The organism is Hydrogenophaga sp. R2 (genome assembly GCF_049843595.1).
Classification (GTDB): domain Bacteria; phylum Pseudomonadota; class Gammaproteobacteria; order Burkholderiales; family Burkholderiaceae_C; genus Hydrogenophaga.
In genome coordinates, this window is sequence record NZ_JBBHZN010000001.1 from 1668262 (window position 1) to 1693812 (window position 25551).

Consider the following 25551-nt stretch of genomic DNA (forward strand, 5'->3'; position numbering starts at 1 on the left):
GGGGAATCAGCCGATCACCTTGGTGGCGGTGGCGTCCAGCTTGGGCGGGTTCTCGAAGGTGTGGAAAGGAGCCGGCGACGGCACTTCCCACTCCAGGCCTTCAGCGCCTTCCCAGGGCTTCTGCGGGGCCGGCTGGCCCTTGCCGCGCATGGCGGGCAGGACCACGGCCAGGAAGAAGTAGACCTGGGCGAAACCGAAGAAGAAGGCACCGACCGACGCAATCATGTTGAAGTCGGCGAACTGCATCGGGTAGTCGGCGTAGCGACGGGGCATGCCGGCCAGACCCAGGAAGTGCATCGGGAAGAAGGTGACGTTGAACGAGATCATCGACCACCAGAAGTGGATCTTGCCGCGGGTCTCGCTGTACATCACGCCGGTCCACTTGGGCAGCCAGTAGTAGATGCCGGAGAACATGGCGAACAGCGAGCCGGCCACCAGCACGTAGTGGAAGTGGGCCACCACGTAGTAGGTGTCCTGCATCTGGATGTCGATCGGGGCCACCGACAGGATCAGGCCGGTGAAGCCGCCCATGGTGAACACGAAGATGAAACCCACGGCCCACAGCATGGGGGTCTCGAAGGTCATCGAGCCCTTCCACATGGTGGCGATCCAGTTGAAGATCTTCACGCCGGTCGGCACGGCGATCAGCATGGTGCTGTACATGAAGAACAGCTGGCCGGTCACCGGCATGCCGGTGGTGAACATGTGGTGGGCCCACACGACGAAGGACAGGATGGCGATCGAGCCGGTGGCGTACACCATGGAGGCGTAGCCGAACAGCTTCTTGCGGGCGAACGCCGGCACCACCTGGCTCACGATGCCGAAGGCCGGCAGGATCATGATGTAGACCTCGGGGTGGCCGAAGAACCAGAAGATGTGCTGGTACATCACCGGGTCGCCGCCGCCGGCGGGGTTGAAGAAGCTGGTGCCGAAGTGGCGGTCGGTCAGCGTCATGGTGATGGCACCGGCCAGCACGGGCATCACGGCGATCAGCAGGTAGGCGGTGATCAGCCAGGTCCAGCAGAACATCGGCATCTTCATCAGCGTCATGCCGGGGGCGCGCATGTTGAGGATGGTCACGATGATGTTGATCGAGCCCATGATGGACGAGGCGCCCAGGATGTGCATGGCAAAGATGCCGGCATCCATGGAGGGGCCCATCTGCAGGGTCAGCGGGGCGTACAGCGTCCAGCCGGCGGCGGGTGCGCCACCGGGCATGAAGAACGAGGCGACCAGCATCAGGGCGGCCGGGATCATCAGCCAGAAGCTGAAGTTGTTCATCCGGGCGAAGGCCATGTCGGATGCGCCGATCTGCAGCGGGATCATCCAGTTCGCGAAGCCCACGAAGGCCGGCATGATGGCGCCGAACACCATGATCAGGCCGTGCATGGTGGTGAGCTGGTTGAACAGCTGCGGGTTCACCAGCTGCAGGCCGGGCTGGAACAGCTCGGCGCGGATGCCCAGGGCCAGCACGCCGCCGATCATCAGCATGACGAAGGAGAACAGCAGGTACAGGGTACCGATGTCCTTGTGGTTGGTGGCGAACACCCAGCGGCGCCAGCCCGTGGGGGCGTGGTGGTCGTGGTCGTGTCCGTGCGCGTCGTGGTGGTCGAGAACTGCACTCATGGTCGTTTCCTCAGGGGGTCTCAATCGTCAAACGTTGCCGGATCACTTCCGGGCAGCCTGCACTTCGGCGGGCTGGATGATCTGGTCGGTCTTGTTGGACCAGCTGTTCTTGGCGTAGGTCATCACGGCGGCCAGCTCGGTGTCGGAGAGCTGTTTCCAGGCCGGCATGGCGCCATTGTTCTGGCCGTTCAGCAGCACGTTGATGATCTTGCCCTTGTCGGCGTCGACCACCAGCGCGGAGCCGTCCAGGGCCTTGATCGGGCCGGCGCCCTTGCCGTTGGCCTGGTGGCAGGCGGCGCAGTTGGCGGCGTACACCGACTCGCCCCGCTTGACCAGGTCGGTCAGGGCCCAGACCTTGGACGGGTCGTCGGCCTTGGCGGCCATGGCCTTCTTCTGCTCGTTCACCCAGGCGGTGTATTCCTCGGCGGTCACCACCTTCACGTGGATGGGCATGTAGGCGTGTTCCTTGCCGCACAGCTCGGCGCACTGGCCGTAGAAGTCGCCGGTCTTCTCGGCGCGGAACCAGGTGTCGCGCACGAAGCCGGGGATGGCGTCCTGCTTGACGCCGAAGGCCGGCACCATCCAGGCGTGGATCACGTCGTTGGCGGTGGTGATGATGCGGACCTTCTTGCCCACGGGCACCACCATCGGGTTGTCGACCTTGAGCAGGTAGTCGTCGGTCGGGGTCAGCTTGCCGCTGTCGGACATGACGCGGTGGCTGTTGTCCAGGGTGGACAGGAAGCCGATGCCTTCGCCCTCGCCCTTGATGTAGTCGTAGCCCCATTTCCACTGCATGCCGGTGGCCTTGATGGTCAGGTCGGCGTTGGTGGTGTCCTTCTGGGCGACCAGCACCTTGGTGGCCGGCAGGGCCATGCCGATGACGATCAGCAGCGGGACGATGGTCCAGCCCAGTTCCACCCAGATCGGCTCGGCCAGTTCCTGCGACTTGTGGCCCACCGACTTGCGGTGCTTGAGGATGGAATAGAACATGACGCCGAACACGATCACGAAGATCACGGCGCAGATGGCCATCATGAACCAGTGCAGCCAGTGCTGTTCCTCGGCGATCTTGGTGACCGGGGGCGCAAAGTTGAGCTGGTTGACGGCAGGACCGCCGGGCAGGTCGTTGACCTTCTGGGCCATCACCGACGTCCAGGCACCCGCACCCAGGGCCAGCAGGGTGGCGGCATCGCGCAGCGAATGCCATCGGGTCCGCAGGGACTGCACGGTTTTCTTCGTCGTACTCACTTTTTGCGCCTCAAATATAAGTAATGATTGATATCAATACCGATTACAACAAACTTCGGGCCGGTGGCCTTTCGGGGCCACATGCCGCTCATCCCTCGGTGCCTAGGCACCCCGCAACGCCAGCCGGATTTCCCGCGCCAGCGCCGGCCTGAGATCCGCCCGCAGGTACCGGCCCACCCGGACCGACTGACCTGCACCGCGCACCTCGATCAACTGTCCCGAGCCCGGTGGCGGATCGACCCGCACCCAGTCCCGGGGAAATTCACGGCGCTCCAGGCGACCTCCGGACTCCAGCTCCACCACCAGGCGGCCCTCGGTCAGGCAGATGCGCTCGCTGTCGGTGGCGTGCCGGGCCCAGATGAGGAAGGCCGCGGCCACGGCCAGCAGCTCCAGCGCCGCAAACGGCAGCACCAGCGTGGCGCCTTGGCTCCAGAAGAAACCGGCCACGCCCAGCGACACCACACACAGCGATGCATACAAGGCACCCAGCTGGGCCGGTGTGACCGAGCAGTTCCTGCGCAGCGACCATTCGATGCCGGCATCGGAACGGGTCGCGAAACGGAAAACACTGCTGGCTTGAGACACACCCACCACCGGATCACGTGGAAGCGGCGCTTGCCGCTCCTCGCGCAGGGGAACATACCCCGGGAATTTCAACCGGGGGCGATTGTAGCGGCGTCCACCCCCCGGTCGGCTGACATGACGTCACATCGGGGTCGGACAATTGACACTTTGGCGCCCCGGGCAGAGAGCTTCAGGGCCGGGGCTTGCGCAACATGGCGCGCAGGTCGTCCACCCCCACGGTGCTGCTGGCGGCCACGGGGACCCGGGGCGGGGCCTTGAAGGCGTGGCCGTAAATGACCTCGAACGTCAGCAGCAGCCGGCCATCCGGACCGCGCGGCAGCTCGCTTTCGATGGCGCGCTCCAGCTGGCGGCGCCATCCCCGGCCACGCAGGCCGGCCTGTCGCCGGGACGACAGGTTGCGCCCCAGGGTGCGCAGCTCGTCGAGCAACGCCGATGCGCTGCTGTACGACAGGGTGATGCGCTCCATGTCCATGACCGGCTCGGCAAAGCCCTGCCGCACCAGCATGTCGCCCCAGTCGTGCATGTCGGTGAAATCGTGGGCCGGCGCGGGCCAGCCCCGGTCGCTGTAGAGCTGGCGCAGCTCGCGCAGCGAGTCCGGCCCCAGGCAGGAAAACATCAGGAAGCCGTCGACCTCCACATGGCGGTGCCAGCGGCGTATCAGCGTGAGCGGGCTGGACTCGGCATGCAGCACCATGTTGGCCCAGAGCATGCGGACCCGGGTGTCGGCGCCGGCCAGCGAGGGGCCGGCAGGTTCGCGTCGGCGCCACCACGATGTCCAGCCCCCGGACGAAGACGCCTCGCGGGTGGCGGCCAGGGCCAGGTCGGGCCGGGCTGCATGCAGCCAGCAGGCCGCCTGGGGCAAACGCTGCCGCAGCTTGCGGTGCACACCCAGACCGCCGGACACCGGTTCCCAGTTCAGCCAGCTGGCGGGCGGTTCGCGGAACCACTGCAGGCGCTCGGCCATGCGGCTGCCCACCTCCTCGTGCAGCCAGGGCGATGCCGCATGGGGCATGCGCCACCAGCGTGTGCAGGCCACCGGGTCCATGCCGGGAACCGGTTCGTCGGGCTGGGGGATGGGGTCCGCTGAAACGGAAGACATGGGCAGAGCGGTGGGCACGGCACCCGCCGGATACCGGCGGCGCGTGAATGGCGGGGCGTCAGTATATTGGCCCGATGTCCGTGCACCGACCTCCCTGGGCGACGGCGCTGATCCGGTCCGCCCTGCCCTCGACCTGCGCGGTGTGCGGCCGCTGGCCCGCGCAGCCGGTGTGCCGCGACTGCCTGGCCCGCTTCGGTGCCCGTCCGATGGTCGATGGCCTGGCCCCTGGCCCGCTGGTCCGGTGCGTGGCCGCGGTGCGCTACGGCTACCCCTGGACCACGCTGCTGGCGCGGCTGAAGTTCCAGGACGAGCCCGGATGGGCCGGTCCGCTGGCCCGGCTGATGGCCCTGGCGGCACAAGACGACGGGTTGCTGGCTTCGTGCGACGCGCTGGTGCCGGTGCCGCTGAGCCCGCGCCGGCTGGCCGAGCGGGGCTACAACCAGGCCTGGGAACTGGCCCGCCGGCTCGACCGCCCTGCCCTGCCCCAGGCCCTGCTGCGCTGCCTGGAGGGACCGCCGCAGCGCACCCTCGACCGGGCCGCGCGGCTTCAGCAGCTGCACGGTGCGTTCCTGGTGCACCCGCGTGCACGGGCCGCGGTCAGCGGCCGGCATCTGCTGCTGATCGACGACGTGGTCACCACCGGCGCCACCGTGCAGGCGGCCGCCACCGCCCTGCACCAGGCCGGCGCGGCCTCGGTGACGGCACTGGTGCTGGCAGCCACGCCGGCCCCGGCATGGGCGCCGCCCCTGACGCCGCTATGATCCGCCGCCCATGTTCAACGTCGTGCTCGTCCACCCCGAGATTCCCCCCAACACCGGGAACGTGATCCGGCTGTGCGCCAACACCGGCTGCCGGCTGCACCTGATCGAGCCGCTGGGTTTTTCGATGGACGACAAGCAGATGCGCCGCGCCGGGCTGGACTACCACGAGTACGCCGAGGTGCGCCGCCATGCCGACTGGGCGGCCTTTCTGGCCAGCGAACAGCCCGATGCCGCGCGCATGTTCGCCTTCACCTCACGCGGCAGCCACCACGCCTTCGATGCGGTGTTTGCGCCCGGCGACTGGCTGGTGTTCGGCTGCGAGACGGCCGGTCTGCCGCCCGAGATCCGCGACACCTTTGCCCTGCCGCAGCGGCTGCGCCTGCCCATGCGGGCCGGGCAACGCAGCCTGAACCTGTCGAACGCGGTGGCGGTGGCGGTGTTCGAAGCCTGGCGCCAGCAGGGCTTTGCGGGCGCTCAGGGGTAACGGCGCACCAGGGACTCGGCCACGCACACCGGCTTGTCGACGCCCTCGCGCTCGATGGCCACGCCCCAGGTCATCTGCAGGCCGTCGCCGGCCACCGGCTCGGCCGCCAGCAGCGTCAGACGGGCCCGCAGGCGGCTGCCCACCGGCACCGGCCCGGTGAAGCGCACGCGGTTCAGACCGTAGTTCACGCCCATGGCCGACTGCTCGATGGACATGGCCGATTCAAAGAACACCGGCAGCAGCGACAGCGTGAGGAAGCCATGGGCGATGGGCGCGCCGAAAGGGCCGGCCTTGGCCCGTTCCACATCCACGTGGATCCACTGGTGGTCGCCGGTGGCTTCGGCAAAACGGTTGACCTGCTCCTGGGTGATGGTGGTCCAGTCGCTGTTGGCCACTTCCTGGCCGACGCAGGCGGCCAGCTCGGCCAGGGTCTTGAAATGTCGCATGGGATGGGGGTGGGGTTGCGGTCAGCGGTCGAGCCACTGGCAGATCGGCTGCCACTGCTCCAGGTCCTTGGCCACGCGGCCGGGGGCCACGTCGAACAGGGTGAGCCCGCGGGCGGCCAGGTGGATGTAGTTCTGTGTGTCGCGCAGATGGGTGAGCACCGGCAGCCCCAGACCGGAGACGAAGGTCTGCAGCTGCTCGGCCGCAATGGTGCGGGGATCGACCCGCATGCCCACCAGGCCGATCTGCAGGTGCTCGGCGCGGCGCGATTCGAGCAGTTCGTCCAGGAAGGCGCGCGTGGCATAGATGTCGAATATGCTGGGCTGCAGCGGCACCAGCACCTTGTCGGCCATCTTGAGCACATCCTTGAAACGCCAGCCATGCAGGCCGGCCGGGGTGTCCAGCACCACATGGGTGGTGTCGCGCGGGGGACGGGCGATCAGGTCGTGGGAGATGTCCCAGGTCTTGATCGGCCGGGCCTGCGGCGGGCGCAGCCTCAGCCACAGCGCCGATGACTGCTGGCGGTCGATGTCGCCCAGCATGACGGAATGTCCCTGGCTGGCGTAGTAGCCCGCCACATGGGTGGACAACGTGGACTTGCCCACGCCGCCTTTGGGATTGGCCACCACCACGATCGGCATCGCGACTCCTGTTCTGTCCCGAGGAGGGAACGGTCTATGGTATCGCCAGCACCGGCAGGCCGGTCAAGCCAGGGCGTCCCACACCAGCTTCAGGCCGGTGAGCAGCATGCCGGCGTACACGAAGCGGTAGAACAGCACCGGCTGGATGCGGTGCGCAATGCGCACCCCGATCCACACCCCCACCGGCGCCAGCGGCAGCAGCACGAGCGAGGTCGCCATGTTGCGCATGTCGAGCAGGCCCAGCCAGGCATACGGAATCCACTTGGCCAGGTTGATGAAGAAAAAGAAGAAAGCCAGCGTGCCGGTGAACACCACCGGCGAGAGCCGCAGCGGGATCACGTAGGCATTGATGGGCGGGCCGCCGGCATGGGCGATGAAGCTGGTGAACCCCGAGGTGGCCGACAGCAGCCAGCCGGCCCAGCGCGGCGGCGGCGGGCTGTCGGGCCGGGGCGGGAACAGCAGGCGCTGGGCCAGGAACAGCAGGGTGAAGCCGCCCACGATGCCGGCCACCACGCGGGCATCGAGCAGCTTGAACAGCGCCGTGCCGATGAGGATGCCCAGCAGGCCCGACGGCAGCAGGAAGGCGAGCAGCTTGCGGTCCAGGTCCTTGCGGAAGGCGGCCATGCCCAGCAGGTCCATCACCAGCAGCACCGGCATGAGGATGGCAGCGGCCTGCGGCACCGTGACCGCCAGCGCCATCATGGGCACCGCCAGCGAGCCGAAACCGGCCCCGAACCCGCTCTTGCTGATGCCCAGCAGCAGCACCGCCGGAACGGCCACCAGGTAGAAAAACGGATCGGTGATGACGGGCATGGCGGGCGGCGACAATCGGCAGATGCAAAACGTTCCATTGTGGGGGGAAACGCTGCGCCTGCTGGTCGAGCTGGCGGCCACGGCCGCCTTTGCACTCTCGGGCGTGCTGGCAGCGGCCCGCCACCGCATGGATGCGGTGGGCGTGTGCGTGGTGGGTTTTCTGGCGGCCTTCGGCGGCGGCACCCTGCGCGACCTGCTGCTGGACCGCCGCCCCTTCTTCTGGGTCGAACACGTGGACCTGCTGTGGGGAGTGCTGGCCCTGTGCGTGGCCTGCATGGCCTTCCTGCGCAACCGCCACTTCGAACTCACCGAACGCGCCATGCAATGGCCCGACGCACTGGGCCTGGGCCTGTTCGCGGCCACCGGCGTGCACATGGCCCTGGTGCAGCAGCTGCCGGCGGTGGTGGCGGTCATCATGGGCCTGATCACCGGCGTGGCCGGTGGCGTGCTGCGCGACGTGGTGTGCAACCAGATTCCTGCCGCCTTCCACGACCACCGGCCCTATGCGGTGTGCGCCTTCGCCGGCGGCTGGACCTATGTGGGCCTGTGGACGCTGCAGACCCCTGGCTGGATGGCCCTGCTGGGCTGCGTGCTGGTCACGGCCGGCCTGCGTGGCCTGGCCCTGTGGCGCAACTGGCAGCTGCCGGCCTGGCGCGTCTGACCCCGTTTTCGGAGATCACCATGTTCAACCCGTCCCAGGCCGATGTGCGCCGTTTCTTCTGCGGTGTGTATGCCAAGCTCGGCACGCAGCAGCCCATGGAGGCCATCGAGGTGCTGGCCGGCCAGTGGATCGCCGAGCACCCCGAGTACCACGCCGAACTGGCCGATGTGGACGCCGCCGTGGCGGCCCTGAGCCAGCCCGATGCGGCGCGCGAGAACCCCTTCCTGCACCTGTCCATGCACCTGTCCATCAGCGAGCAGTGCAGCATCGACCAGCCGCCGGGCATCCGGCAGGCGGTGGAGCTGCTGGCCGCCCGGCGCGACGACCTGCACGCCGCCCACCACGAGGTCATGGAATGCCTGGGCCGCATGCTGTGGGAAAGCCAGCGCGCCGGCCGGCCGCCCGATGGCCAGGCCTACATCGACGCGGTGCGCCGTCGCGCCACCACCGACTGAGCCACCGCCCGACCATGAAAAAAGCCGCCCGAAGGCGGCTTTTTCGTGTGGGTGCGGACGGCTTACTTGAAGCGCGACTGCGGCACCACCTTGAGTTCGCCTTCGACGGTGGCGAGGTACTTGGCGATCTCGCGCATCTCGGCCGGCGAATACTGCTTGGCGATGCCGGCCATGATGCCGTTGCTGCGGCCGATCAGGTTGTTGCCTTCCACCGTGTACGACTTCAGGGCCACGAAAAGGTAGTCGGCATGCTGGCCACCGATCTTGGGGTAGCTGGGGTCGATCGGCTTGCTGAAGTTGGCGCCGTGGCAGGAGATGCAGGCACCCTTCTCGATCAGGGCGGCCACCTTGGGGCTGGCGGCCTTGGGGGTTTCGGGCGCGGTGGCGGTGGCATGCGAGGCGTAGAAGGCGCCCAGGTCGGCCATGTCCTGCTCGGACAGCGAACCGGCGATGCCGCGCATGGAGGGGTGCTTGCGCTCGCCCTTCTGGTACTGCTTGAGGGCCGACACGATGTAGGCGCCGGACTGGCCGGAGATCATCGGGACCTTGTGGACCTCGGGGAAGCTGTTCTGGTAGCCGGGGATGCCGTGGCAACCCACACACATCTCGGCCTTCTTGCGACCGGCTTCCACGTCGCCCGTGGCGCCCTGGGCGTGGGCGGCTGCGGCTGCAACGAGCGTCGCAGCGGCGACAAAGGTACGGGCGATCGTGGTCAACAGGTGATTCATTTTGCTAGCACAATGAAATGGTCGCCGATCCGGGCGTTCTATAGATCAACCCGCGATTATAGAGTCGTCCCGCAGGGCCTCGATCCCCCGCCAACCACTGCTGCAGGTCATCCATGAAATTCCAAGGTACCCAGAACTATGTCGCCACCCAGGACCTGATGCTGGCGGTGAATGCGGCCATCACCCTCAAGCGGCCGCTGCTGGTCAAGGGCGAGCCCGGCACCGGCAAGACACTGCTGGCCGAGGAAGTGGCCCAGGCCCTGGGCATGCCGCTGCTGCAGTGGCACATCAAGAGCACCACCAAGGCCCAGCAAGGCCTGTACGAGTACGACGCGGTGAGCCGCCTGCGCGACAGCCAGCTCAACACCGCCGACAGCGCCCAGCGCGTGGGCGACATCCGCAACTACATCGTGCAGGGCGTGCTGTGGCAGGCCTTCACCGCCGACCAGCCGGTGGCGCTGCTGATCGACGAGATCGACAAGGCCGACATCGAATTCCCCAACGACCTGCTGCGCGAACTCGACCGCATGGAGTTCTACTGCTACGAGACGCGTGAACTCATCAAGGCCAGGCACCGGCCGCTGGTGTTCATCACCTCCAACAACGAGAAGGAGCTGCCCGACGCCTTCCTGCGCCGCTGCTTCTTCCACTACATCAAGTTTCCCGACGCCGAGACCATGGAGAAGATCGTCGCAGTGCACTTCCCGACCCTGCGCAAGGACCTGCTGAAGATCGCCATGAAGACCTTCTACGACGTGCGCAACCTGCCTGGCCTGAAGAAAAAGCCCAGCACCAGCGAGCTGCTGGACTGGCTCAAGCTGCTCATGGCCGAGGATATCCCGCTGGAGGCCCTGCAGAGCGCCGATGACAAGGTGTCGATCCCGCCGCTGGTGGGCGCGCTGCTGAAGAACGAGCAGGACACCACCCTGTTCGAGAAGCTGGTCTTCATGAACCAGAGAAACCGATGAGCCAGGCCGCACGCCTCCTGAAGGAGGGCCTGTCCGACGCGGTGGGCTTCGTCGGCGGTGCACTGGCCGGCTTCTGGCTGGCGCGCTGGCTGGGCTTCGACCTGTTCGCCGAGGGGTACGGCGCCGGCAGTATCGGCGCCATCGTGGCCGTGGGTCTGGGCGGCGGCGCCGGCCTGCAGCTGGCCCGCGCGTGGCGCCGTGCCACCGCCGACAAGGAGTGAACATGGCCTTCGTGCAACCCGTCGTCCTGCGCGACCGAGGCATCCGCCTGGAACCCCTGGCCCTGGCCCACGAACAAGGCCTGAAGGCTGCCGCTGCCGACGGCGAGCTGTGGCGCATCCGGGTGACCTCGGTGCCGGAACCCGAGCACACCCTCGCCTACATCGAGACCGCACTGAAGATGCGCGAGGCCGGCCACCGCTTCGCCTTTGCGGTGATCGAGGAATCCACCGGCACCGTGCTGGGCAGCACCAGCTTCCACGACATCCTTCCCGAGGTGAAGCGGGTCGAGATCGGCTACACCTGGTACGCCCGGCGTGTGCAGCGCACCCACGTCAACACCACCTGCAAGCTGCTGATGATGGGCCACGCCTTCGACACCCTGGGTTGCCATGTGGTGGGCTGGCGCACCGACAACTTCAACTTCGCCTCGCAGGCCGCCATCGAGCGCCTGGGTGCGAAGAAGGACGGCGTGATCCGCGGCCATGCCCTGCGCCGCGACGGCACCATCCGCGACACGGTGATGTACAGCCTGCGCGCCGGCGAATGGCCGGAAGTGCGTGCGCAGCTGCTTTACCGCCTGGCCCTGCGCGACTGACGGCGCTGCGCCAGCATGACGGCCGACATCTCCCCGTATACACTCAACGTATATACATCAACCGCGAGGTGACGTCATGACCCAGCGCTACACCGACACCCCACGGCGTCCGCCGGAGGTCATGGAGACCACCGTGTTCCAGTCCGGCAACAGCCAGGCGGTGCGCATCCCCAAGGAATTCCAGCTCGACGCCCAGCGGGTGGAGATCGTGCGGGACGGGCACCAGCTGGTCCTGCGGCCGCTGGCGCACACTGCCGCCGACGCACTGCTCGACCTGCCGCCGCTGTCCGGCAGCGACGCCGCCGCCCTGGACCACGCCATGGCCCAGGTGGACGATCTGCTGCCGCTGGACGAGCCCATCCGATGAAGCCGAAGTACCTGCTCGACTCGGACGTGTTCTCGCTCATGGTCAAGGGGCTGGACGAGGGCATCAACCGCCGCATGCAGAAGCTGCTGCGGGGCGAGGCAGCGCTGTCGGTCATCACCACCGGCGAATTCTTCTACAGCGTCTCGCACGCACCGGTCTCCCGTCTGCGGGACCAGCGCGCCCGCCGCCTGCTGGAGTTCTTCGGCGTGCTGCCCATCGGCGAAGACGTGGCGCCGGTCTACGGAAAGATCCGCGCCGACCTGCGCGCCAAAGGCACCCCCATCGGCCCGAATGACCTGTGGCTGGCCGCACAGGCCAAGGCCCTGGGCCTGATCATGGTCACCCGCAACACACGCGAGTTCAAGCGGGTGGCGGGGCTGAAGGTGGAAGACTGGGCCGGCTCATGACCGTGTCTGCAAGGAGAGCACCATGCTGATCGACTTCTTCTACACCCTGCGCGCCGCCAAGGTGCCGGTGTCGGTGCGCGAGTACCTCACGCTGCTCGAAGCCCTGCAGGCCGAGGTGGTGGGGCCGACCAACCCGGACGCCTGCAGCATGGACGACTTCTACTTCCTGGCGCGCACCGCGCTGGTGAAGGACGAGAAGCACTTCGACAAGTTCGACCGTGCCTTTGCCGCCTACTTCAAGGGCGTGGAGATGATCGCGGACTTCACCAAGCCGATCCCGGCCGACTGGCTGCGCCAGGAGATGGAGCGCATCCTGTCGGAGGAGCAGAAGGCCAACGCGCCCAAGCTCGACTGGGACGAGTTGATGGACACGCTGAAGAAGCGGCTGGAAGAACAGAAGGAGCGCCACGAAGGCGGCAGCAAGTGGATCGGCACCGGCGGCACGTCACCCTTCGGCAACGGCGGCCAGAACCCGCAGGGCGTGAGGATTGGCGGCAAGGGCGGTGGCAAGAGTGCGGTGAAGGTGTGGGAGCAGCGCGCCTACCGCGACTACGACGACACCCAGGAACTCGGCACGCGCAACATCAAGGTGGCGTTGCGCCGGCTGCGCAAGTTCGCGCGCGAGGGCAACGAGCTCGAACTCGACCTGCCCGACACCATCCGCAGCACCGCGGCCAACGCCGGCTGGCTGGACATCAAGATGATTCCGGAGCGGCACAACAATGTGAAGGTGCTGCTGCTCATGGACGTGGGCGGCACCATGGACGAACACATCCAGCGCGTCGAGGAACTGTTCTCGGCGGTCAAGGGCGAGTTCAAGCACCTGGAGTTCTATTACTTCCACAACTGCGTCTACGACTTCATGTGGAAGAACAACCGGCGCCGCTATGCCGAGAAGTTCCCGACCTGGGACATCATCCGCAAGTACAACAAGGACTACAAGCTGATCTTCGTGGGCGACGCCACCATGAGCCCCTACGAGATCCTGCAGCCCGGCGGCAGCGTGGAATACAACAACGAGGAGGCCGGCGCGGAGTGGCTGCAGCGGCTCACGCACGCCTTCCCCAAGTTTGCGTGGATCAATCCGGAACCGCAGGGCGTGTGGCAGTATCGACAGAGCATCAGCATCATCCAGCAGCTTGTGAGCCAGCGCATGTTCCCGCTGACCTTGAAGGGCCTGGAAGACGCGATGCGCATGCTGTCGAAATGAACCCCGCATGACCTTTCTCCTTCGGGCCGGGCCGCTGCTGACCGGCCTGTGGCTCCTACCGCTGTTCCTGTGGCCGGTGGCCGCGCTCGCCCAGACCCCGACGACGCTGACCACGCCGACCACCGCCTCCACACCGGCTGCGGCCCCGGGCGAGGCGCGTTCGTCTGCGCGCACGCGGGCACAGCGCGCCCCGGTGCCACCGCGTTTCGACATCGAGCTCGACGCCCCCGACGCGGTGCGCGACACCCTGCTGCGCCACATGGACCTGCAACGCTTCCGGCGCCTGCGCAGCCTGGACGTGAACGAGCTCAACCGCCTGCTGCTGCAGGCCCCGGACAACCTGCGCAACCTGCTGGGCACGCTGGGCCATTTCAGCCCGGTGATCCAGGTCGATCCGCTGCAGGCGCCGGCCAACGACGCCGGCACCGACGCTGCCCGCATCGACGACGACGACGATGACGACGGGGCGCCGCCCTCGCTGGGCACGGTGCGCATGCGGGTGGACCCCGGGCCGCAGACCCGCATTGCCTCGGTGCAGGTCATCTTCCAGGGCGAGATCGCCACCCTGCCCCAGGCCCAGGCCCAGCGCGAGGCCATCCAGGCCGCCGCCGCCCGCCGCGCCGACCAGCCCTTCTCCCAGTCGGAATGGGACGGTGCCAAGAACCAGGCCCTGCGGCAGCTCACCGCCCTGCGCTTTCCCGGCGGGCGCATCAGCAACAGCCTGGCCGACATCGACGCGGCCAACCAGCGCGCCAACCTCTACATCGAACTCGACTCCGGTCCGCTGCAGCGCATCGGCGCCATCGAGGTGGTCGGCGCCGAACGCTACGACCCCGCCATCACCGAACGCCTGGCCCGGCTCTCGGGCCTCACACCGGGCACCGAATATGACCTGGAGCGCCTGCAGGCTGCGCAGCAGCGCATGGCCGCCAGCGGTTACTTCGACGCCGTGTTCGTGTACGTGGAGCCCACCGAACAGGCCGCCATGCTGCCGGTGAAGGTGCAGCTGCGCGAGGCCCGGCGCCAGAAGCTGGTGCTGGGCGTGGGCGCCAGCACCGACAGCGGCGCCCGCGTGTCCATCGAGCACCTGCACAACCGCGTGCCCGGCATCGGCTGGCGCGCCCGCAGCGAGCTCCGGCTGGACCAGAAGGATCAGATCGCCCGCACCGACTGGCGTTCGCCGGTGGATCCGCAGGGCTGGCAGTGGCTGACCGAGGCGCAGCTCTCGCGCCTGGACGACAGCCTCACCCGCACCACCAGCCAGCGCCTGCGCTGGGGCCAGGGCCAGGACGGCGAAACGCTGGACCGCAGCGTCTATCTGCAGTACGACCGCGCCCGGGTGGTGCAGTACCTGCCTTTCCCGCTGCCCGAAGCCGCCGAGTCGTCCATCACCGCCAACTACGCCTGGGCGCGCCGCCGTTTCGACGATCCGGTCTCGCCGCGCAGCGGCCACGGCCTGGCGGTGGAGCTGGGCGCCGGCACCACGCTGGGCACCGACCGCCAGCCCTTTGCCCGCACCCAGGCACGCTGGCTGGGCCTGTGGCCGCTGGACGGCCAGGATGCGGCATCTAACCGCGGCCGGCTGGCCCTGCGGCTGGAAGGTGGTGCGGTGGTCGCCCGCGACAACGCACCGGTGCCGGAAACCCAGCTCTTCCTCACCGGTGGCGACAACACGGTGCGCGGCTACGGCCTGCGCGACATCGGCGTGCCCTCGCCCGGCGGGGGTGTGCGTGCCGGCCGCTACAAGGCGGTGATGAGCGTGGAATGGCAGCGGCCCATCTGGGCCGAGAACGGCCAGCGCTCGCCGTGGGAGAACGTGCTGTTCGTCGACGGCGGTGCGGTGGCCGACCGCGCCGGCGACCTGCGCCCGAAATGGGGCGTGGGCACCGGCCTGCGCTACAACAGCCCGGTCGGGCCGCTGCAGGTGGATCTGGCCTACGGCCTGGAAACCCGCGAGCTGCGGCTGCACCTCAATGTGGGCTTCAGCTTCTGACATCCGCATGAGCGAGCCCACCCCGACCACACTGCTCCCGACCCGCGTGCTGCGGGGCGCAGCCGCTGCGTTGGCCGGCACCGGCCTGCTGGCCACGGCCCTGCTGGCCGGCGGCTGGTTCTGGGCCGCGCAGGAGGGCTCGCTGGCCCAGGCCCTGCAGTGGACATCGCGCTACAGCCATGGCGAAGGATTCGGTGCCACAGCACCCGCTCCGTGGGGCCAGCTCGATGCCGAGCAGGTGCAGGGCAGCGTGCGCGACGGTGGCCGCATCGGCCGGCTGCAGTGGCAGCAAGGCGGCCTGCGGGTGGATGTGCACGACCTGGACATCCGCACCGGCAACGGCTTCTGGCTGTACCTGCTCACGGGCCAGGGCGTGGCGCTGGAACACCTGGGCGCACAACGGGTGCAGGTGGACGACCAGCGACCCGCCCCGACCGATCCGGTGCCGGTCACGCCGCTGTCGTCGCTGGAGCTGCCGCTGCCGGTCTCGGCCGTGGTGGCGGTGGACGACATCGAGCTCACCGGGGTGCGCTCGCTGCGCCTGGGGCCGGTGAAGGCGCGCTATGCCTACGCTCCGGCGGCCGACCATGGCCGGCTCGGGCCGCACGAACTCACCGGTGTGCAGGACGTGCACGGTCTGCGGATCGAGACGCTGCACATCGCCGGCGGCCGCTACCGGGTGCAGGCCGCCCTGGGCGCCCAGGCGCCCATGCCGCTGCGGCTGGACCTGCAGGCCGAGGTCGACACCCAGGTGCCCGGAGGCGAACCCCTGGTGCTGCGGGGCAAGGCCCAGGTGGCCGGCACGCTGGCCGGGGCCGATGCGGCGCTGCAGCTCACCGCCCACCTGCAGCCGGCGCAGAACCACCCGGCCAGCCCCACGCTGGCCGCCAAGGCCCGCATCCGCCCCTGGGCATCGCAACCGCTGGACGAAGCCGACGTGCGCCTGCACCGGCTCGATCTGGCCAGCCTGTGGCCCGGCGCACCGGTCACCACACTGGGCGGCACGGTGAGCGTGCACCCCCAGGACCAGGCCTGGACGGTGCAGGCCGACCTGCAGAACCTCAGCCCGGGACCGGCCGATCGACAGCGGGTGCCGCTGGACCAGCTCAGCGCCCGGGCGCTGTGGCAGGACACCGGCTGGACCCTGGAGCGGCTGGAGGCCCGCCTGGGCGGCGGCCGGCTGCAGGCCAGCGGCACCTGGGCGCCCGCCGTGCCGCCGCAGCAGCCCATGGCCTGGAGCGGAGAAGCGCGGCTGAGCGCCATCAACCCGGCGCTGCTGTGGAGCACGCTGGCCCCGGCCGCGCTGGACGGGCGGGCCAGCGCCAGCACCCGCCGCAACAGCGCCGCCAACGAAGGCGACGCCATCGACTGGCAGGTGGCCGTGCAGCCCGCCGGGCGCCAGCCTGCACGCAGCGCTGCCGATGCGCTGCGGCTGCGCAGCCTGCAGGCCCAAGGCCGCTGGCAGCCGGTGGCGGGCAGTGGCACCCGCGGCACCCTGGACCTGACCGACCTGCGGCTGGATGCGCTGGACGCCCAGCTGCAGGGCCAGGGCCGTTATGTCCATCCGGTCAGCCGCGCCGAGGCCCGGTGGACGCTGGCCCTGCCCGGCACCCGGCTGCAGGGCGATGTGGATCTGGCCGCCGACCGCGGCGACGGCGATGTGCAGCTCGACCTGAGCGACGCCGCCGCCACCCGGGCCTGGCTGCAGCGCCTGCGCGAGCTGCCGCTGGCCGGCCCTGCCATCGCCCGGGCCTTGCCCGACATCGAAGCTGCCGGCGCTGGCCAGGCGCGGCTGCGCTGGCAAGGCGGGCTGGGCGCCCTGGGCTGGCCGGGTGGTGCATCGGCCCCGCAGGGCAGCGTGCCCACGGTCGACCTGACCCTGTCCACCCGCCGGCTGCAGCTCGGTCTGGCGCCAGACGAGGACGGCATGCGCACCCGGCTGGAAGTGGCCGCCACCGAAGTGACGGTGCAGGGTCCGGCCGATCGGCTGGACCTGGCCTTGCAGACCCAGCTGACACAGCCCGCACCCGCTGCGCGCAGCGTGCGCGCCGAGATGCAGGGTCGCGTGGAATCGGCGGGGCGCCCGCTGCTGCAGGCCGGCCGCCTGCAGCTCGAACGGGTGGTGGTCGATGCCTCGCAGCAGCGGGGCGACGCCCCGCCCCTGGGCGGGACCCTGCAAAGCCTGCAGCCCCTGCGCCTGCGATGGCAGTCCGCCCCCGGCCTTCGGCTCGAAGCCGAACCGGCCCGCTGGCGGGTTCAGCCCCGGCTGCCCGGTGCGCCTGGCGGCACCGCCGGGTCGGTCGAGCTGGGCTGGGACACGCTGGTGTGGAACCAGGGCGCGCTGCAGACACGGGGTCGGCTCGACGGCCTGCCGCTGGCCTGGGTCGACCTGCTGACCGCCGTGGACGGCGCCCGCAACGGCCCGCTGGCCCGTGCCGGCCTGGGCGGTGACCTGGCCTTCGACGGCCGCTGGGACATCGACCTGCCGGCCCAGGCGACCCAGCCGCCCCGGATCGATGTGCAGCTGGCACGGCGCAGCGGCGACCTGCTGGTGCAGACCGACGGGGCTTTCGACGAGAACAACGCCACCGTGCAGCGCCTGACCGCCGGCATACGGCAGGCCGAGCTGCGCCTGACCGGGCAAGGGCGCGAACTGCAGGCCCGTCTGCGCTGGCAGGCCGATCGCCTGGGCGAGGCCAGCGCCGACCTGTCGACCCAGCTGGCGCCCCCCGACAGCCAGCACGGCGCCTGGCACTGGCCCGCATCGGCCCCGCTGCAGGGTCGGCTGCAGGCCAGCCTGCCGCAGGCCGGCCTGTGGTCAGCCCTGGCACCGCCGGGCTGGCGGGTGCGCGGCACGCTGGCGGCACAGGCCACCGTGGGCGGCACGCGCGGCGAGCCCCGCTTCGATGGCAGCCTGCAGGCCGACCAGCTGGCCGTGCGTTCGCTGGTGGACGGCATTGCTTTCGTCAACGGCCAGCTGCGGGCCACACTGGCGGGCGACCGCATCACCATCGACCGCTTCCGCATCGAAGGCCGGGGCGGCGCCGAGCGGGGCGGCGTGCTGGACGCCAGCGGCCGGGCCGAGTTTCCGCTGGCCACCGTCGACGGCCAGACCCGCCGGGTGCCGGCCCTGCAGCTGCAGGCCCGCGCCACCCAGCTGCGCGTGAGCTCGCGCCCCGACCGCCGACTCACCCTCTCGGGCGATGTACAGGCCACCCTCAACGGCCCCGACCTGCAGCTGCGCGGCGCGCTGCGCACCGACTCCGCCCTGATCATCCTGCCCGACGAACTGGCGCCCAGCCTGGGCAGCGACGTGGTGGTGCGCGGCACCGAACGCGCCATCGAGCCGGCAGCCGGACAACGGGTGCGGCCGGACGTGCAGATCGACCTCGACCTGGGGCGCGACTTCACGGTGCGCGGACAGGGCCTGGACACCCGGCTGGAAGGACGCCTGACCCTGCGCAGCACCGTGGCCCTGCCAGCACCGCGCCTGCTGGGCGAGGTGCGCACTGTCAGCGGCAGCTACCGCAGCTACGGCCAGCAGCTCAGCATCGAGACCGGCGTGCTGCGCTTCAACGGCCCGTTCGACAACCCCACGCTGGACATCACCGCCGTGCGTCCCAATTCGGCCCAGCGGGTGGGCGTGATCATCACCGGCTCGGCCAACGCACCGCGGGTTCGGCTGTTCTCGGAGCCCGACCTGCCCGACAGCGAGAAACTGGCCTGGCTGGTGCTGGGCCGCCCCGCCAGCGGCGCGGGTGCCGAAGCGGCCGTGTTGCAGCAGGCCGCCGCTGCCCTGATCGCCGGCGGTGGCGACCGGCGCGGCGGGCTGGCGCAGGCCTTCGGCCTGGACGAAATATCGGTGGGCAGCAGCGGCCTCAACCCGGACGGCACGCCGGCCACCGCCGTCACCCTGGGCAAGCGCCTCACCCAGGACCTGTACCTCAGCTACGAGCGCAGTGTGGCCGGCGCGGTGGGCACCATGTCCATCTTCTACGACGTCTCGCGGCGCTTCACCGTACGAGCCCGCGCCGGCGAAGAAAACGCCCTCGACCTGATCTTCACCCTGCAGTTCGACTGAGCCGGCGGCCCGACCAGCGACCCGGCCTGCCGGGGCAGGCGGCCACAGGGCGTCGATACAATCCGCGCCTGCTTCGCCGCCATAGTTCAATGGGTCGCCTTCATAGGAGAAATGACGACGTGGATATCAAATCGGTATCACCGGGAATGGATGAGCCTCAAGGCACACACCGATACGGCCGCGAGCGGCCCTGCTCGACCTGCCAGCACTTCGGCCATTGGATCGGTGGTCAGGCTGCGGTCTGGTGCCTGCACGGCAAGGTGGCGCACTCGATGCCGCAGTGGGGGTGTGCTTATTGGGCACCGGGACCAGACCATGTTGCCCAACCGCCTGCGTCTGGCGCAACCTGATCGACAGCCTGCACGTTCCCTGACGACGACGTCAAGAACTACACCATCTCGCCCAACAGAAGCACCCCGGCTACACCTGGGACGGCAACACCTAAATCGTCACGCTGGCTACGTCCCACAGAGGGAAAAGGTGGTGTTGCCAATTTCGCATGAAGGAATCCGCCCAACCCACACACCATAGGTAGTGGCTTGAGGGTGGCACCAACCCCAGATATAGTGAACACGCCAGAGACGACAAAGCCAGGGTTGCAGCCCTGGCTTTGAAGCCCCTCATCTGGCCGACTTGGGGAAGCTGGATCTGTGAAGATCACATCGCTGATGAATCGTACACAGGTTTGGTGAGCTCTGGCAGTCGGTCTTTCTACCTAGTCCGGAAAGGGACATCATGACCAGCAAAACCAAAGACCTGATCGGTCGCGACGCCGGCACCGGCCGGTACATCCCCGTGAGCCAAGCACGGGCCAACCCGCGGACCACTGTGGTGGAGCCTCGCGGGACACCGGCGAAGCCCACCCCCGCCCCACGGGGTCGGGGTAAGTAAGTCAGCGCGCAAGTGACTTGAGCCCACCTCGCCGTGCGGGGTGGGCTTTTTTGCGGCAATAAAAAAGCCCGCCACCCCCGAAGGGATGGCGGGCACAAAGGGGTGATTCCTCACCCCGGAGACAACGGCGAAAGGCTCACGGCGCCTGGTTCACGGCGTTCAGGTTGGCCTTCAGGGCGTGAGCAGCTGCAGAGCACGCTGCCGCCTCAAGTCCAAATCGTTCAACGTCTGCTCGACATCGGCCGAGATCTGCGCCGACGGTCGTGGCATATCGACGTAGACCGTCGGCACCGGCGGCCGCGATGCGGGCGTCATGTTCGGCTTGCTGGTCGAGCAGCCGCTGGCCAGCAGCGCGCAGGCGATCGCGCAGGGCCAGCACCTGGCTGCGTTCCTGGTTGTAGACATCCTGGGTTTCCTTGGTCACGGTGACGAGGCGGGAGACCTCCCGCAGGGCTTCGCGCAGGCGCTCGGCCTCCAGCTCGGCATGGTCGGCCCGGGTCTGGGCGTGGCGGCCCTTCTCGACCTGGTAGTTGTGGCTGTGGATGCACGAGGTGCCGAGGGCGCTGGCGCAGAGCACCGCCCACATCCACCCCGGCACCAGCTCGAAGAAGCCGGCCAGCGCCTTCATGCCGACCTCAGCTCGTGGATGCCGGCGCGCACGCCGGCGTCGGTGATGGTCAGCACCCGGTTGCCCGGCTTCACCGGCTTGCGCGTGCTCACGTGCACCCACTGCTTGCCCCGGATCCCTTCCAGAATGATCTGGCCGATGCCCAGGGTGCTGATCAGCGGCGCCAGCGTGGTGGCCACCAGGTGCGGCGTGCCGAACGCCGGCGCCACGATGTCGGCCGCCTGGCCGCTCAGGTGGTCCGAGCTGCTCACGCCGCCCACAGCCGCATTCACCTGGGGCGAGCGGTAGCCGCTGGTGACGATCACCGGCACGCCCAGGGTGCTGCGGATCCGCTCCAGCATGTCGGCGGTGGTGTGCAGGGCGATCAGCACGTCCGCCGGCGGCGTGTTGTCCAGGTTGAGGCGCTGCGCGATACCGCTGCGGGTCAGCTCAGCCAGGCTGAAGTGGGGGGACAGCTTCACGGCAGGATTCCTTTCACGTCGTCCTTGGCGTCACGCACCAGCTCGGGCAGTTCGAGCGACTTGCGCTTGTCCAGCCAGATGAAGGCCGCACGCACCAGCACCCAGCCCGGCAGGCCGCACGCGAAGATGATCCCGGCCATGCCCATGAGCCCGCTCACGCCGCCGGTGGCCAGGTGCTGCAGCTTCAGGTACTCGATGGCCAGCGCCCCGCCACACGTGCTGGACATGACGGTGCAGATCAGCGCCATGGTCCATTCGCGTTTGGTCTTGGGCTGGATCCAGAGCATGACGACGATGGCGGCCAGGCCGGCCGGGATGCCGAAGGCCACGGCCAGCTTGTAAGCCGCGAAGCCGCCGGCGGCGGAAGACGAGGTGGGTTCAGGCATCGTGGATCCGTTCACGGGGTTCGGTGGTCTGTTGCTGGGCCCAGCGCTCCAGGTCGGCCGGACTGGGCACGAGCTGCAGCGGCGGGCTGTACCCCGCCTCGGCCAGCCAGTTGGCGCACAGCTCGCTGCAGATCATTCCGCCGGCGTTGCGGGTGGACTTTCCCACCAGGTGGTACAGCGGCCGCAGGCCGAACAGCAGGTAGTCCAGCCACCCATAGGTGATGGTGCTGTCGCGCTTGAGGAACTCTTCGCACTGCGCCCGGGTGAGCGCGGGGAAGTCGTAGAGCACCACCCACTTCGGCGGGTGATAGCGTGGCCAGTGCAGCTTGCGGGGCAGCAGGCTCATGTCGAAGAACGTCCCGTCGCTCTCGTCCACCAGGCCACAGTGGTAGGCCGTGGACCCGGTGAACCAGAGCGTCAGGCGGGCCGAGATCTTGTCGGCCGGCTTGGCGTGGATGAAGGCCAGCTTCACAGTGCCGCCGCTTGGATGAAGAGCGCATCGAGCTGCTCGTCGCTCAGGCCCAGCGCCTGGCCGAGTTGCTGCACGAAGGCGCGATCGCGGTGGACCTCGCTGGAGTATTCCCAATCGATGCGCACTGCGCTGCGCTGCGGCTCGGGAAGAGCGTCGATGGCCAGGTCGACCTGCTGCAGCAGGCCGGCCTCCAGCAACGCCCGTCGGGCCTGACGCATAGTGACCACGCGAGGCCCCTGGTTTGACTGTTGCTGGTTGATGTGAGACTCGACCTCAGCAGCTGTCATCTGTACCAGCTCAGGCGCTCCGAAATCGTTGCGCTCTTGCTCGGTTTCATACGCAAAGACTTCAGCAGAGGATGGGTGTTTAAAGTAGATCATCTGGATTCCTTATCGCAGCTCAGACCACGCGTTGATCGAGACACCACCTGATACGCTGATCGAGTAAGTCGCACCCGGCGGAACGATTCCGGTCACGAACAACGAGGAACCTGCAGCTGCCGTACCCATTGAGGCAGCGGTCACACCGCCTACTGAAAGCACAAGAGCGTTGCTCGTAGTGGTGGTAGGACCAGCAGCAAAGACGGCGATAGGCCGACCAGTGGTGTTCGTGTAGGTGGTGCCTGCGGTGCGGGAGCCCGTTAAGTTTTGCCAGGATTGGTTTACACCAAGCAGCGGGGCTCCACTTGCGTAGGCCAGCACCACGCTCCCGTTCGCAATGTGCCAACCGCCTGCGGTGGCCACCAGCGTCACACTGTCCCCCACCAGCATGGCGAAGCTATTGATCGAGCCGCTTCCCGGCAGAATCACATCCGTACCGGCCCTCTGGACAGTGAGAACGAACACACCTGTGGTGGCGTGCTTGATGCTGATGGAACCACCCACAGGAACCGATGACAAGGCAGGCAGCGTGAATGTGGCGTTCGCCGATCCGCCCAGAAAAAGGATCGTCTTCCGGACGTCGGCAGCCGGCAGCACTTGGGTCGCGCTGTAGGTGGACACTCCAGCTGAGTTGATAAGTGCTTTGATCGCCAGGAGAACCTGGTTCAGTGCCAAATGATCCGGCGTGAGACCCGCGTCCACGATCACCGCGCGCATCTCCTCGGTCACCATATGGAACCAGTACGGCCCAGGCTTGGTGGCCGGCACGCCGCCGGAGGGATTGCCCCCGGTCGGGAAGCCGCTCGACGGCGATGCCGGCGCTGCAGGTGCGAGACCTGCGGCGCCGGACTCAAACACTCTGTCCATGGATGCTCCTTTTTAGGTGTAGCTGAAGATGAGCACGCTGTGCGCCGGCTTAAACCGGCGGAGCACGCATTCGAGAACCACGTTCGACCAGGCCGACAAGGCGTCGGCCACGGTGGACACAGCGGTGAAATCGACTGGCTGGTTGAGGCTTCCCCTCACCTGCCAGGCATGGGCCCATGCGACCCCGTAGATGGGCTCTGACACCAGGTCGGTGACATCGAATGGGCTGAAGTCGGTCACCTGTACGGCGTAGCCGAGGCTCGCGGCCAGCTGCTGGAAGTACGCCGCCGACTGATCGCCCACCATGGTCACGCGACCCACCAGCGCCGCCTGGCGTTGCGCGGTGGACAGCTCGACACCACTGTCGACCACGCAACCATCGGGCAGGCCGGCGATACGCTCCCAGTCCAGCAGCAGCTGCACGGTGGTGCGCGGGTCGGCTTCGTCGAGCAGGTCATTGGCGCGTGCATCGACGCGGGCGAACTCCTCCGCCAGGCTGCGCAACAGCCGGGTCACGTAGGCATCGGCATCGCGTGGCCAGGCCGGGCCCGGCGGCAGCAGGGACTGGATCTGCTGCAGGTAGTCGTCCGGCGTCAGACCCATGTGATGGTCCCCAGCGTGGTGATGGTGCCGACCGGGCTGGCCACGTCGGCCGAGGGCACGGTCATCACGTAGTTGTTCTCGCCGGCGGCGGCCGAGATGGCAGCGCGGATGTGCGACAGCAGCAGAGTGCCGCCTGGCTCGGCTTCGCGGCGGATCAGGTCGGCCAGCTCAGCCGTGACTGCTGCCTTGACGGCGGCCGTGTTCGGCGACACCGCGATCGTGAAGTTGAGCGGTGCGGCCACCGGGGCCACCACCGTGACCTGGGCCGTCACCGGCCGCAGGTTGTTGATGTAGGTCTGCACGGCCGCCACCTCTCCGGCGTCGGGGATGGCGCTGCCGCTGTCGTCGTCGCGCATGAAGCGCACCGTCACCGTGCCGGGGCCCAGTTCCAGCGGGTAGCACCAGGCGCGGGTGACGCCCGGAACCTCCAGCGCCCAGGCGCGGTAGTCGGCGCTCGATCCGCCGTGCGGCGGGGTCTGGATGCGGTCGATCAGGCGGGTGCGCAGCGCATCGTCCGTCTCTTCGTCGGAGCCACCCACCAGGGCGGAGGCCACGCCGGCGGGCTGCACACCGGGCACGGGGTTGACCAGGGTCAGGGTCTGGCCGGTTGCCCGGTTGCTGGCAGCCGCCGGCACGCTGGCGGCCACGCTGACCACGGCCGAGGTGGTGGTGAAGGTCACCTCGGCCACCGTGAGGTACTGCACGCCGTCGAGGGCCTGCAGCGGGCTGCCGGCGGGCACCACGGCACCGGTGAGGCCGGTGAGGGTCACGGTGCCGGTGGCTGCTGCTGCCGGCTTGCGGGTGACGCCCCAGATGGACGCCCAGCGCTCCAGGATCTCGCCCTCGGCGGTGTCGTAGATGACCTGGCGCGACAGCCAGTCGATGAAGCCGTAGAGGCCATGCGTGACGCCGGCCATCACGCGGGCATACACCTCGGCATCGGCACGGCGCAGCACCTCGTCCTGCGCCAGGCGCGAGATCACGCCCGAGCGGACGCGGTTGACCAGCTCGGCCAGCGTGGGACGGCTATACGGCATTGAGGAAACCCCAGGCATTGGTGAAACGAACGTCGGCCGCCAGGCGGCCGTCGAGGCGGTAGATCTGGCAGGTCAGGGCCAGGGCATCGATGCCCCGGCGCTCGGCCTGCACGCTCACACGGGCGGCCACGCCGTCCTGCACCAGCCAGGCCAGTGCCTCCTCGGCGTACTCGCGGGCGCGGCGCACGGTGTCCTCGGTGAGCTTGGAGCGGGCCAGCAGCCACAGGCGGCTGCCGATGCGGTCGTTGGGCTCGACGGGGTAGCTGTCGCCCCACCAGCCCTGGCGGGCATCGGCCGGCAGCGGGTCGTCCGGGTTGGCGCGGCGCCAGGTGAACAGGCTGATGAGCACCGAACGCACCAGCGGCTCGGGCGAATCCAGGCCGAGCTGGGCCGTCTGCCCATCGAGCACGATGGTCAGTGGTTGGTCGTCGATCACGG

The 25551-nt window shown here is 68.6% G+C and carries 29 protein-coding genes; 12 read left to right on the forward strand and 17 right to left on the reverse strand.

The window, feature by feature from the left end; translation table 11 throughout:
• Window positions 1-6: 6 nt before the first annotated feature.
• The 4 genes from ctaD to WD026_RS08145 form a co-directional block, all read right to left on the reverse strand.
• On the reverse strand, window positions 7-1626 hold the full coding sequence (ctaD, locus tag WD026_RS08130; RefSeq protein ID WP_425723111.1) for a cytochrome c oxidase subunit I: 1620 nt from the start codon (window positions 1624-1626) through the stop codon (window positions 7-9).
• Window positions 1627-1668: 42 nt separating this feature from the next.
• Window positions 1669-2844 (reverse strand): cytochrome c oxidase subunit II, encoded by a 1176-nt coding sequence (coxB, locus tag WD026_RS08135; protein ID WP_425723222.1) that lies wholly within the window; start codon window positions 2842-2844, stop codon window positions 1669-1671.
• A 132-nt stretch (window positions 2845-2976) separates the two neighbouring features.
• A complete protein-coding gene (locus WD026_RS08140) occupies window positions 2977-3459 on the reverse strand; it encodes a DUF2244 domain-containing protein (RefSeq protein WP_425723112.1) in 483 nt (160 codons plus the stop codon).
• Window positions 3460-3628: 169 nt separating this feature from the next.
• A complete protein-coding gene (locus WD026_RS08145; protein WP_425723113.1) occupies window positions 3629-4558 on the reverse strand; it encodes a biotin synthase in 930 nt (309 codons plus the stop codon).
• An 80-nt stretch (window positions 4559-4638) separates the two neighbouring features.
• On the opposite strand from WD026_RS08145, the gene WD026_RS08150 reads away from it, so the two are divergent.
• Window positions 4639-5319 (forward strand): ComF family protein, encoded by a 681-nt coding sequence (locus WD026_RS08150; RefSeq protein ID WP_425723114.1) that lies wholly within the window; start codon window positions 4639-4641, stop codon window positions 5317-5319.
• 10 nt (window positions 5320-5329) lie between these two features.
• Complete coding sequence (gene trmL / locus WD026_RS08155) at window positions 5330-5803, forward strand: tRNA (uridine(34)/cytosine(34)/5-carboxymethylaminomethyluridine(34)-2'-O)-methyltransferase TrmL (RefSeq protein WP_425723115.1); 474 nt, start codon at window positions 5330-5332, stop codon at window positions 5801-5803.
• On the opposite strand, the gene WD026_RS08160 is transcribed toward trmL, so the two are convergent.
• From WD026_RS08160 to WD026_RS08170, 3 genes are all read right to left on the reverse strand, one after another.
• Window positions 5794-6249 carry a MaoC family dehydratase gene (locus WD026_RS08160; RefSeq protein WP_425723116.1) on the reverse strand — a complete coding sequence of 152 codons (456 nt, stop codon included), beginning with the start codon at window positions 6247-6249 and terminating at the stop codon, window positions 5794-5796. The genes trmL and WD026_RS08160 overlap by 10 nt on opposite strands.
• Before the next feature lie 21 nt (window positions 6250-6270).
• Window positions 6271-6888: a division plane positioning ATPase MipZ gene (locus WD026_RS08165; protein ID WP_425723117.1), complete on the reverse strand. Its 618-nt coding sequence runs from the start codon at window positions 6886-6888 to the stop codon at window positions 6271-6273.
• A gap of 63 nt (window positions 6889-6951) precedes the next feature.
• Entirely contained in the window at window positions 6952-7701 is a 750-nt protein-coding gene (locus WD026_RS08170) for a sulfite exporter TauE/SafE family protein (protein ID WP_425723118.1), read from the reverse strand.
• A 22-nt stretch (window positions 7702-7723) separates the two neighbouring features.
• Here WD026_RS08170 and WD026_RS08175 point away from each other — a divergent pair, with 22 nt between their 5' ends.
• Both WD026_RS08175 and WD026_RS08180 read left to right on the forward strand, forming a co-directional pair.
• Window positions 7724-8362: a trimeric intracellular cation channel family protein gene (locus WD026_RS08175; RefSeq protein WP_425723119.1), complete on the forward strand. Its 639-nt coding sequence runs from the start codon at window positions 7724-7726 to the stop codon at window positions 8360-8362.
• Between the two features lie 20 nt (window positions 8363-8382).
• The gene (locus WD026_RS08180) at window positions 8383-8817 is read left to right on the forward strand and encodes a DUF1841 family protein (protein WP_425723120.1); all 435 of its coding nucleotides are present in this window, start codon (window positions 8383-8385) and stop codon (window positions 8815-8817) included.
• 62 nt (window positions 8818-8879) lie between these two features.
• Here WD026_RS08180 and WD026_RS08185 read toward each other — a convergent pair whose 3' ends face one another.
• The gene (locus WD026_RS08185) at window positions 8880-9545 is read right to left on the reverse strand and encodes a c-type cytochrome (protein ID WP_425723121.1); all 666 of its coding nucleotides are present in this window, start codon (window positions 9543-9545) and stop codon (window positions 8880-8882) included.
• Window positions 9546-9658: 113 nt separating this feature from the next.
• Here WD026_RS08185 and WD026_RS08190 point away from each other — a divergent pair, with 113 nt between their 5' ends.
• The 8 genes from WD026_RS08190 (at window position 9659) to WD026_RS08225 (ending at window position 19388) form a co-directional block, all read left to right on the forward strand.
• Entirely contained in the window at window positions 9659-10513 is an 855-nt protein-coding gene (locus tag WD026_RS08190; RefSeq protein WP_425723122.1) for an AAA family ATPase, read from the forward strand.
• Window positions 10510-10734, forward strand: coding sequence for a hypothetical protein (locus tag WD026_RS08195; RefSeq protein ID WP_425723123.1), 225 nt, complete (start codon window positions 10510-10512; stop codon window positions 10732-10734). Before WD026_RS08190 ends, WD026_RS08195 begins: the two co-directional genes overlap by 4 nt.
• Window positions 10735-10736: 2 nt before the next feature.
• Window positions 10737-11330, forward strand: coding sequence for a GNAT family N-acetyltransferase (locus tag WD026_RS08200; protein WP_425723124.1), 594 nt, complete (start codon window positions 10737-10739; stop codon window positions 11328-11330).
• A 76-nt stretch (window positions 11331-11406) separates the two neighbouring features.
• Window positions 11407-11697 carry an antitoxin gene (locus tag WD026_RS08205; protein WP_425723125.1) on the forward strand — a complete coding sequence of 97 codons (291 nt, stop codon included), beginning with the start codon at window positions 11407-11409 and terminating at the stop codon, window positions 11695-11697.
• On the forward strand, window positions 11694-12104 hold the full coding sequence (locus WD026_RS08210) for a type II toxin-antitoxin system VapC family toxin (RefSeq protein ID WP_425723126.1): 411 nt from the start codon (window positions 11694-11696) through the stop codon (window positions 12102-12104). Before WD026_RS08205 ends, WD026_RS08210 begins: the two co-directional genes overlap by 4 nt.
• A 22-nt stretch (window positions 12105-12126) precedes the next feature.
• On the forward strand, window positions 12127-13314 hold the full coding sequence (locus tag WD026_RS08215) for a vWA domain-containing protein (protein WP_425723127.1): 1188 nt from the start codon (window positions 12127-12129) through the stop codon (window positions 13312-13314).
• Window positions 13315-13321: 7 nt separating this feature from the next.
• Window positions 13322-15307 carry an autotransporter assembly complex protein TamA gene (locus WD026_RS08220; protein WP_425723128.1) on the forward strand — a complete coding sequence of 662 codons (1986 nt, stop codon included), beginning with the start codon at window positions 13322-13324 and terminating at the stop codon, window positions 15305-15307.
• Window positions 15308-15314: 7 nt separating this feature from the next.
• Window positions 15315-19388 (forward strand): translocation/assembly module TamB domain-containing protein, encoded by a 4074-nt coding sequence (locus WD026_RS08225; protein WP_425723129.1) that lies wholly within the window; start codon window positions 15315-15317, stop codon window positions 19386-19388.
• Between the two features lie 1027 nt (window positions 19389-20415).
• Here WD026_RS08225 and WD026_RS08230 read toward each other — a convergent pair.
• Genes WD026_RS08230 through WD026_RS08270 form a run of 9 tightly spaced genes read right to left on the reverse strand, consistent with a single transcriptional unit; the run spans window position 20416 to window position 25549 of the window.
• Window positions 20416-20907 (reverse strand): hypothetical protein, encoded by a 492-nt coding sequence (locus WD026_RS08230; protein ID WP_425723130.1) that lies wholly within the window; start codon window positions 20905-20907, stop codon window positions 20416-20418.
• Complete coding sequence (locus WD026_RS08235) at window positions 20904-21368, reverse strand: D-Ala-D-Ala carboxypeptidase family metallohydrolase (protein WP_425723131.1); 465 nt, start codon at window positions 21366-21368, stop codon at window positions 20904-20906. Before WD026_RS08235 ends, WD026_RS08230 begins: the two co-directional genes overlap by 4 nt.
• On the reverse strand, window positions 21365-21754 hold the full coding sequence (locus WD026_RS08240; RefSeq protein WP_425723132.1) for a hypothetical protein: 390 nt from the start codon (window positions 21752-21754) through the stop codon (window positions 21365-21367). Before WD026_RS08240 ends, WD026_RS08235 begins: the two co-directional genes overlap by 4 nt.
• A complete protein-coding gene (locus WD026_RS08245) occupies window positions 21747-22226 on the reverse strand; it encodes a hypothetical protein (RefSeq protein WP_425723133.1) in 480 nt (159 codons plus the stop codon). The genes WD026_RS08240 and WD026_RS08245 overlap by 8 nt, the downstream gene beginning before the upstream one ends.
• Window positions 22223-22606 (reverse strand): hypothetical protein, encoded by a 384-nt coding sequence (locus WD026_RS08250; RefSeq protein ID WP_425723134.1) that lies wholly within the window; start codon window positions 22604-22606, stop codon window positions 22223-22225. Before WD026_RS08250 ends, WD026_RS08245 begins: the two co-directional genes overlap by 4 nt.
• Window positions 22607-22615: 9 nt before the next feature.
• Window positions 22616-23473, reverse strand: coding sequence for a hypothetical protein (locus tag WD026_RS08255; protein WP_425723135.1), 858 nt, complete (start codon window positions 23471-23473; stop codon window positions 22616-22618).
• Window positions 23474-23485: 12 nt separating this feature from the next.
• A complete protein-coding gene (locus WD026_RS08260; RefSeq protein ID WP_425723136.1) occupies window positions 23486-24076 on the reverse strand; it encodes a YmfQ family protein in 591 nt (196 codons plus the stop codon).
• Window positions 24067-25113, reverse strand: a complete 1047-nt coding sequence (locus WD026_RS08265; protein WP_425723137.1) for a baseplate J/gp47 family protein — start codon at window positions 25111-25113, stop codon at window positions 24067-24069. The genes WD026_RS08260 and WD026_RS08265 overlap by 10 nt, the downstream gene beginning before the upstream one ends.
• On the reverse strand, window positions 25103-25549 hold the full coding sequence (locus tag WD026_RS08270; protein WP_425723138.1) for a phage GP46 family protein: 447 nt from the start codon (window positions 25547-25549) through the stop codon (window positions 25103-25105). Before WD026_RS08270 ends, WD026_RS08265 begins: the two co-directional genes overlap by 11 nt.
• Between the last annotated feature and the right edge of the window lie 2 nt (window positions 25550-25551).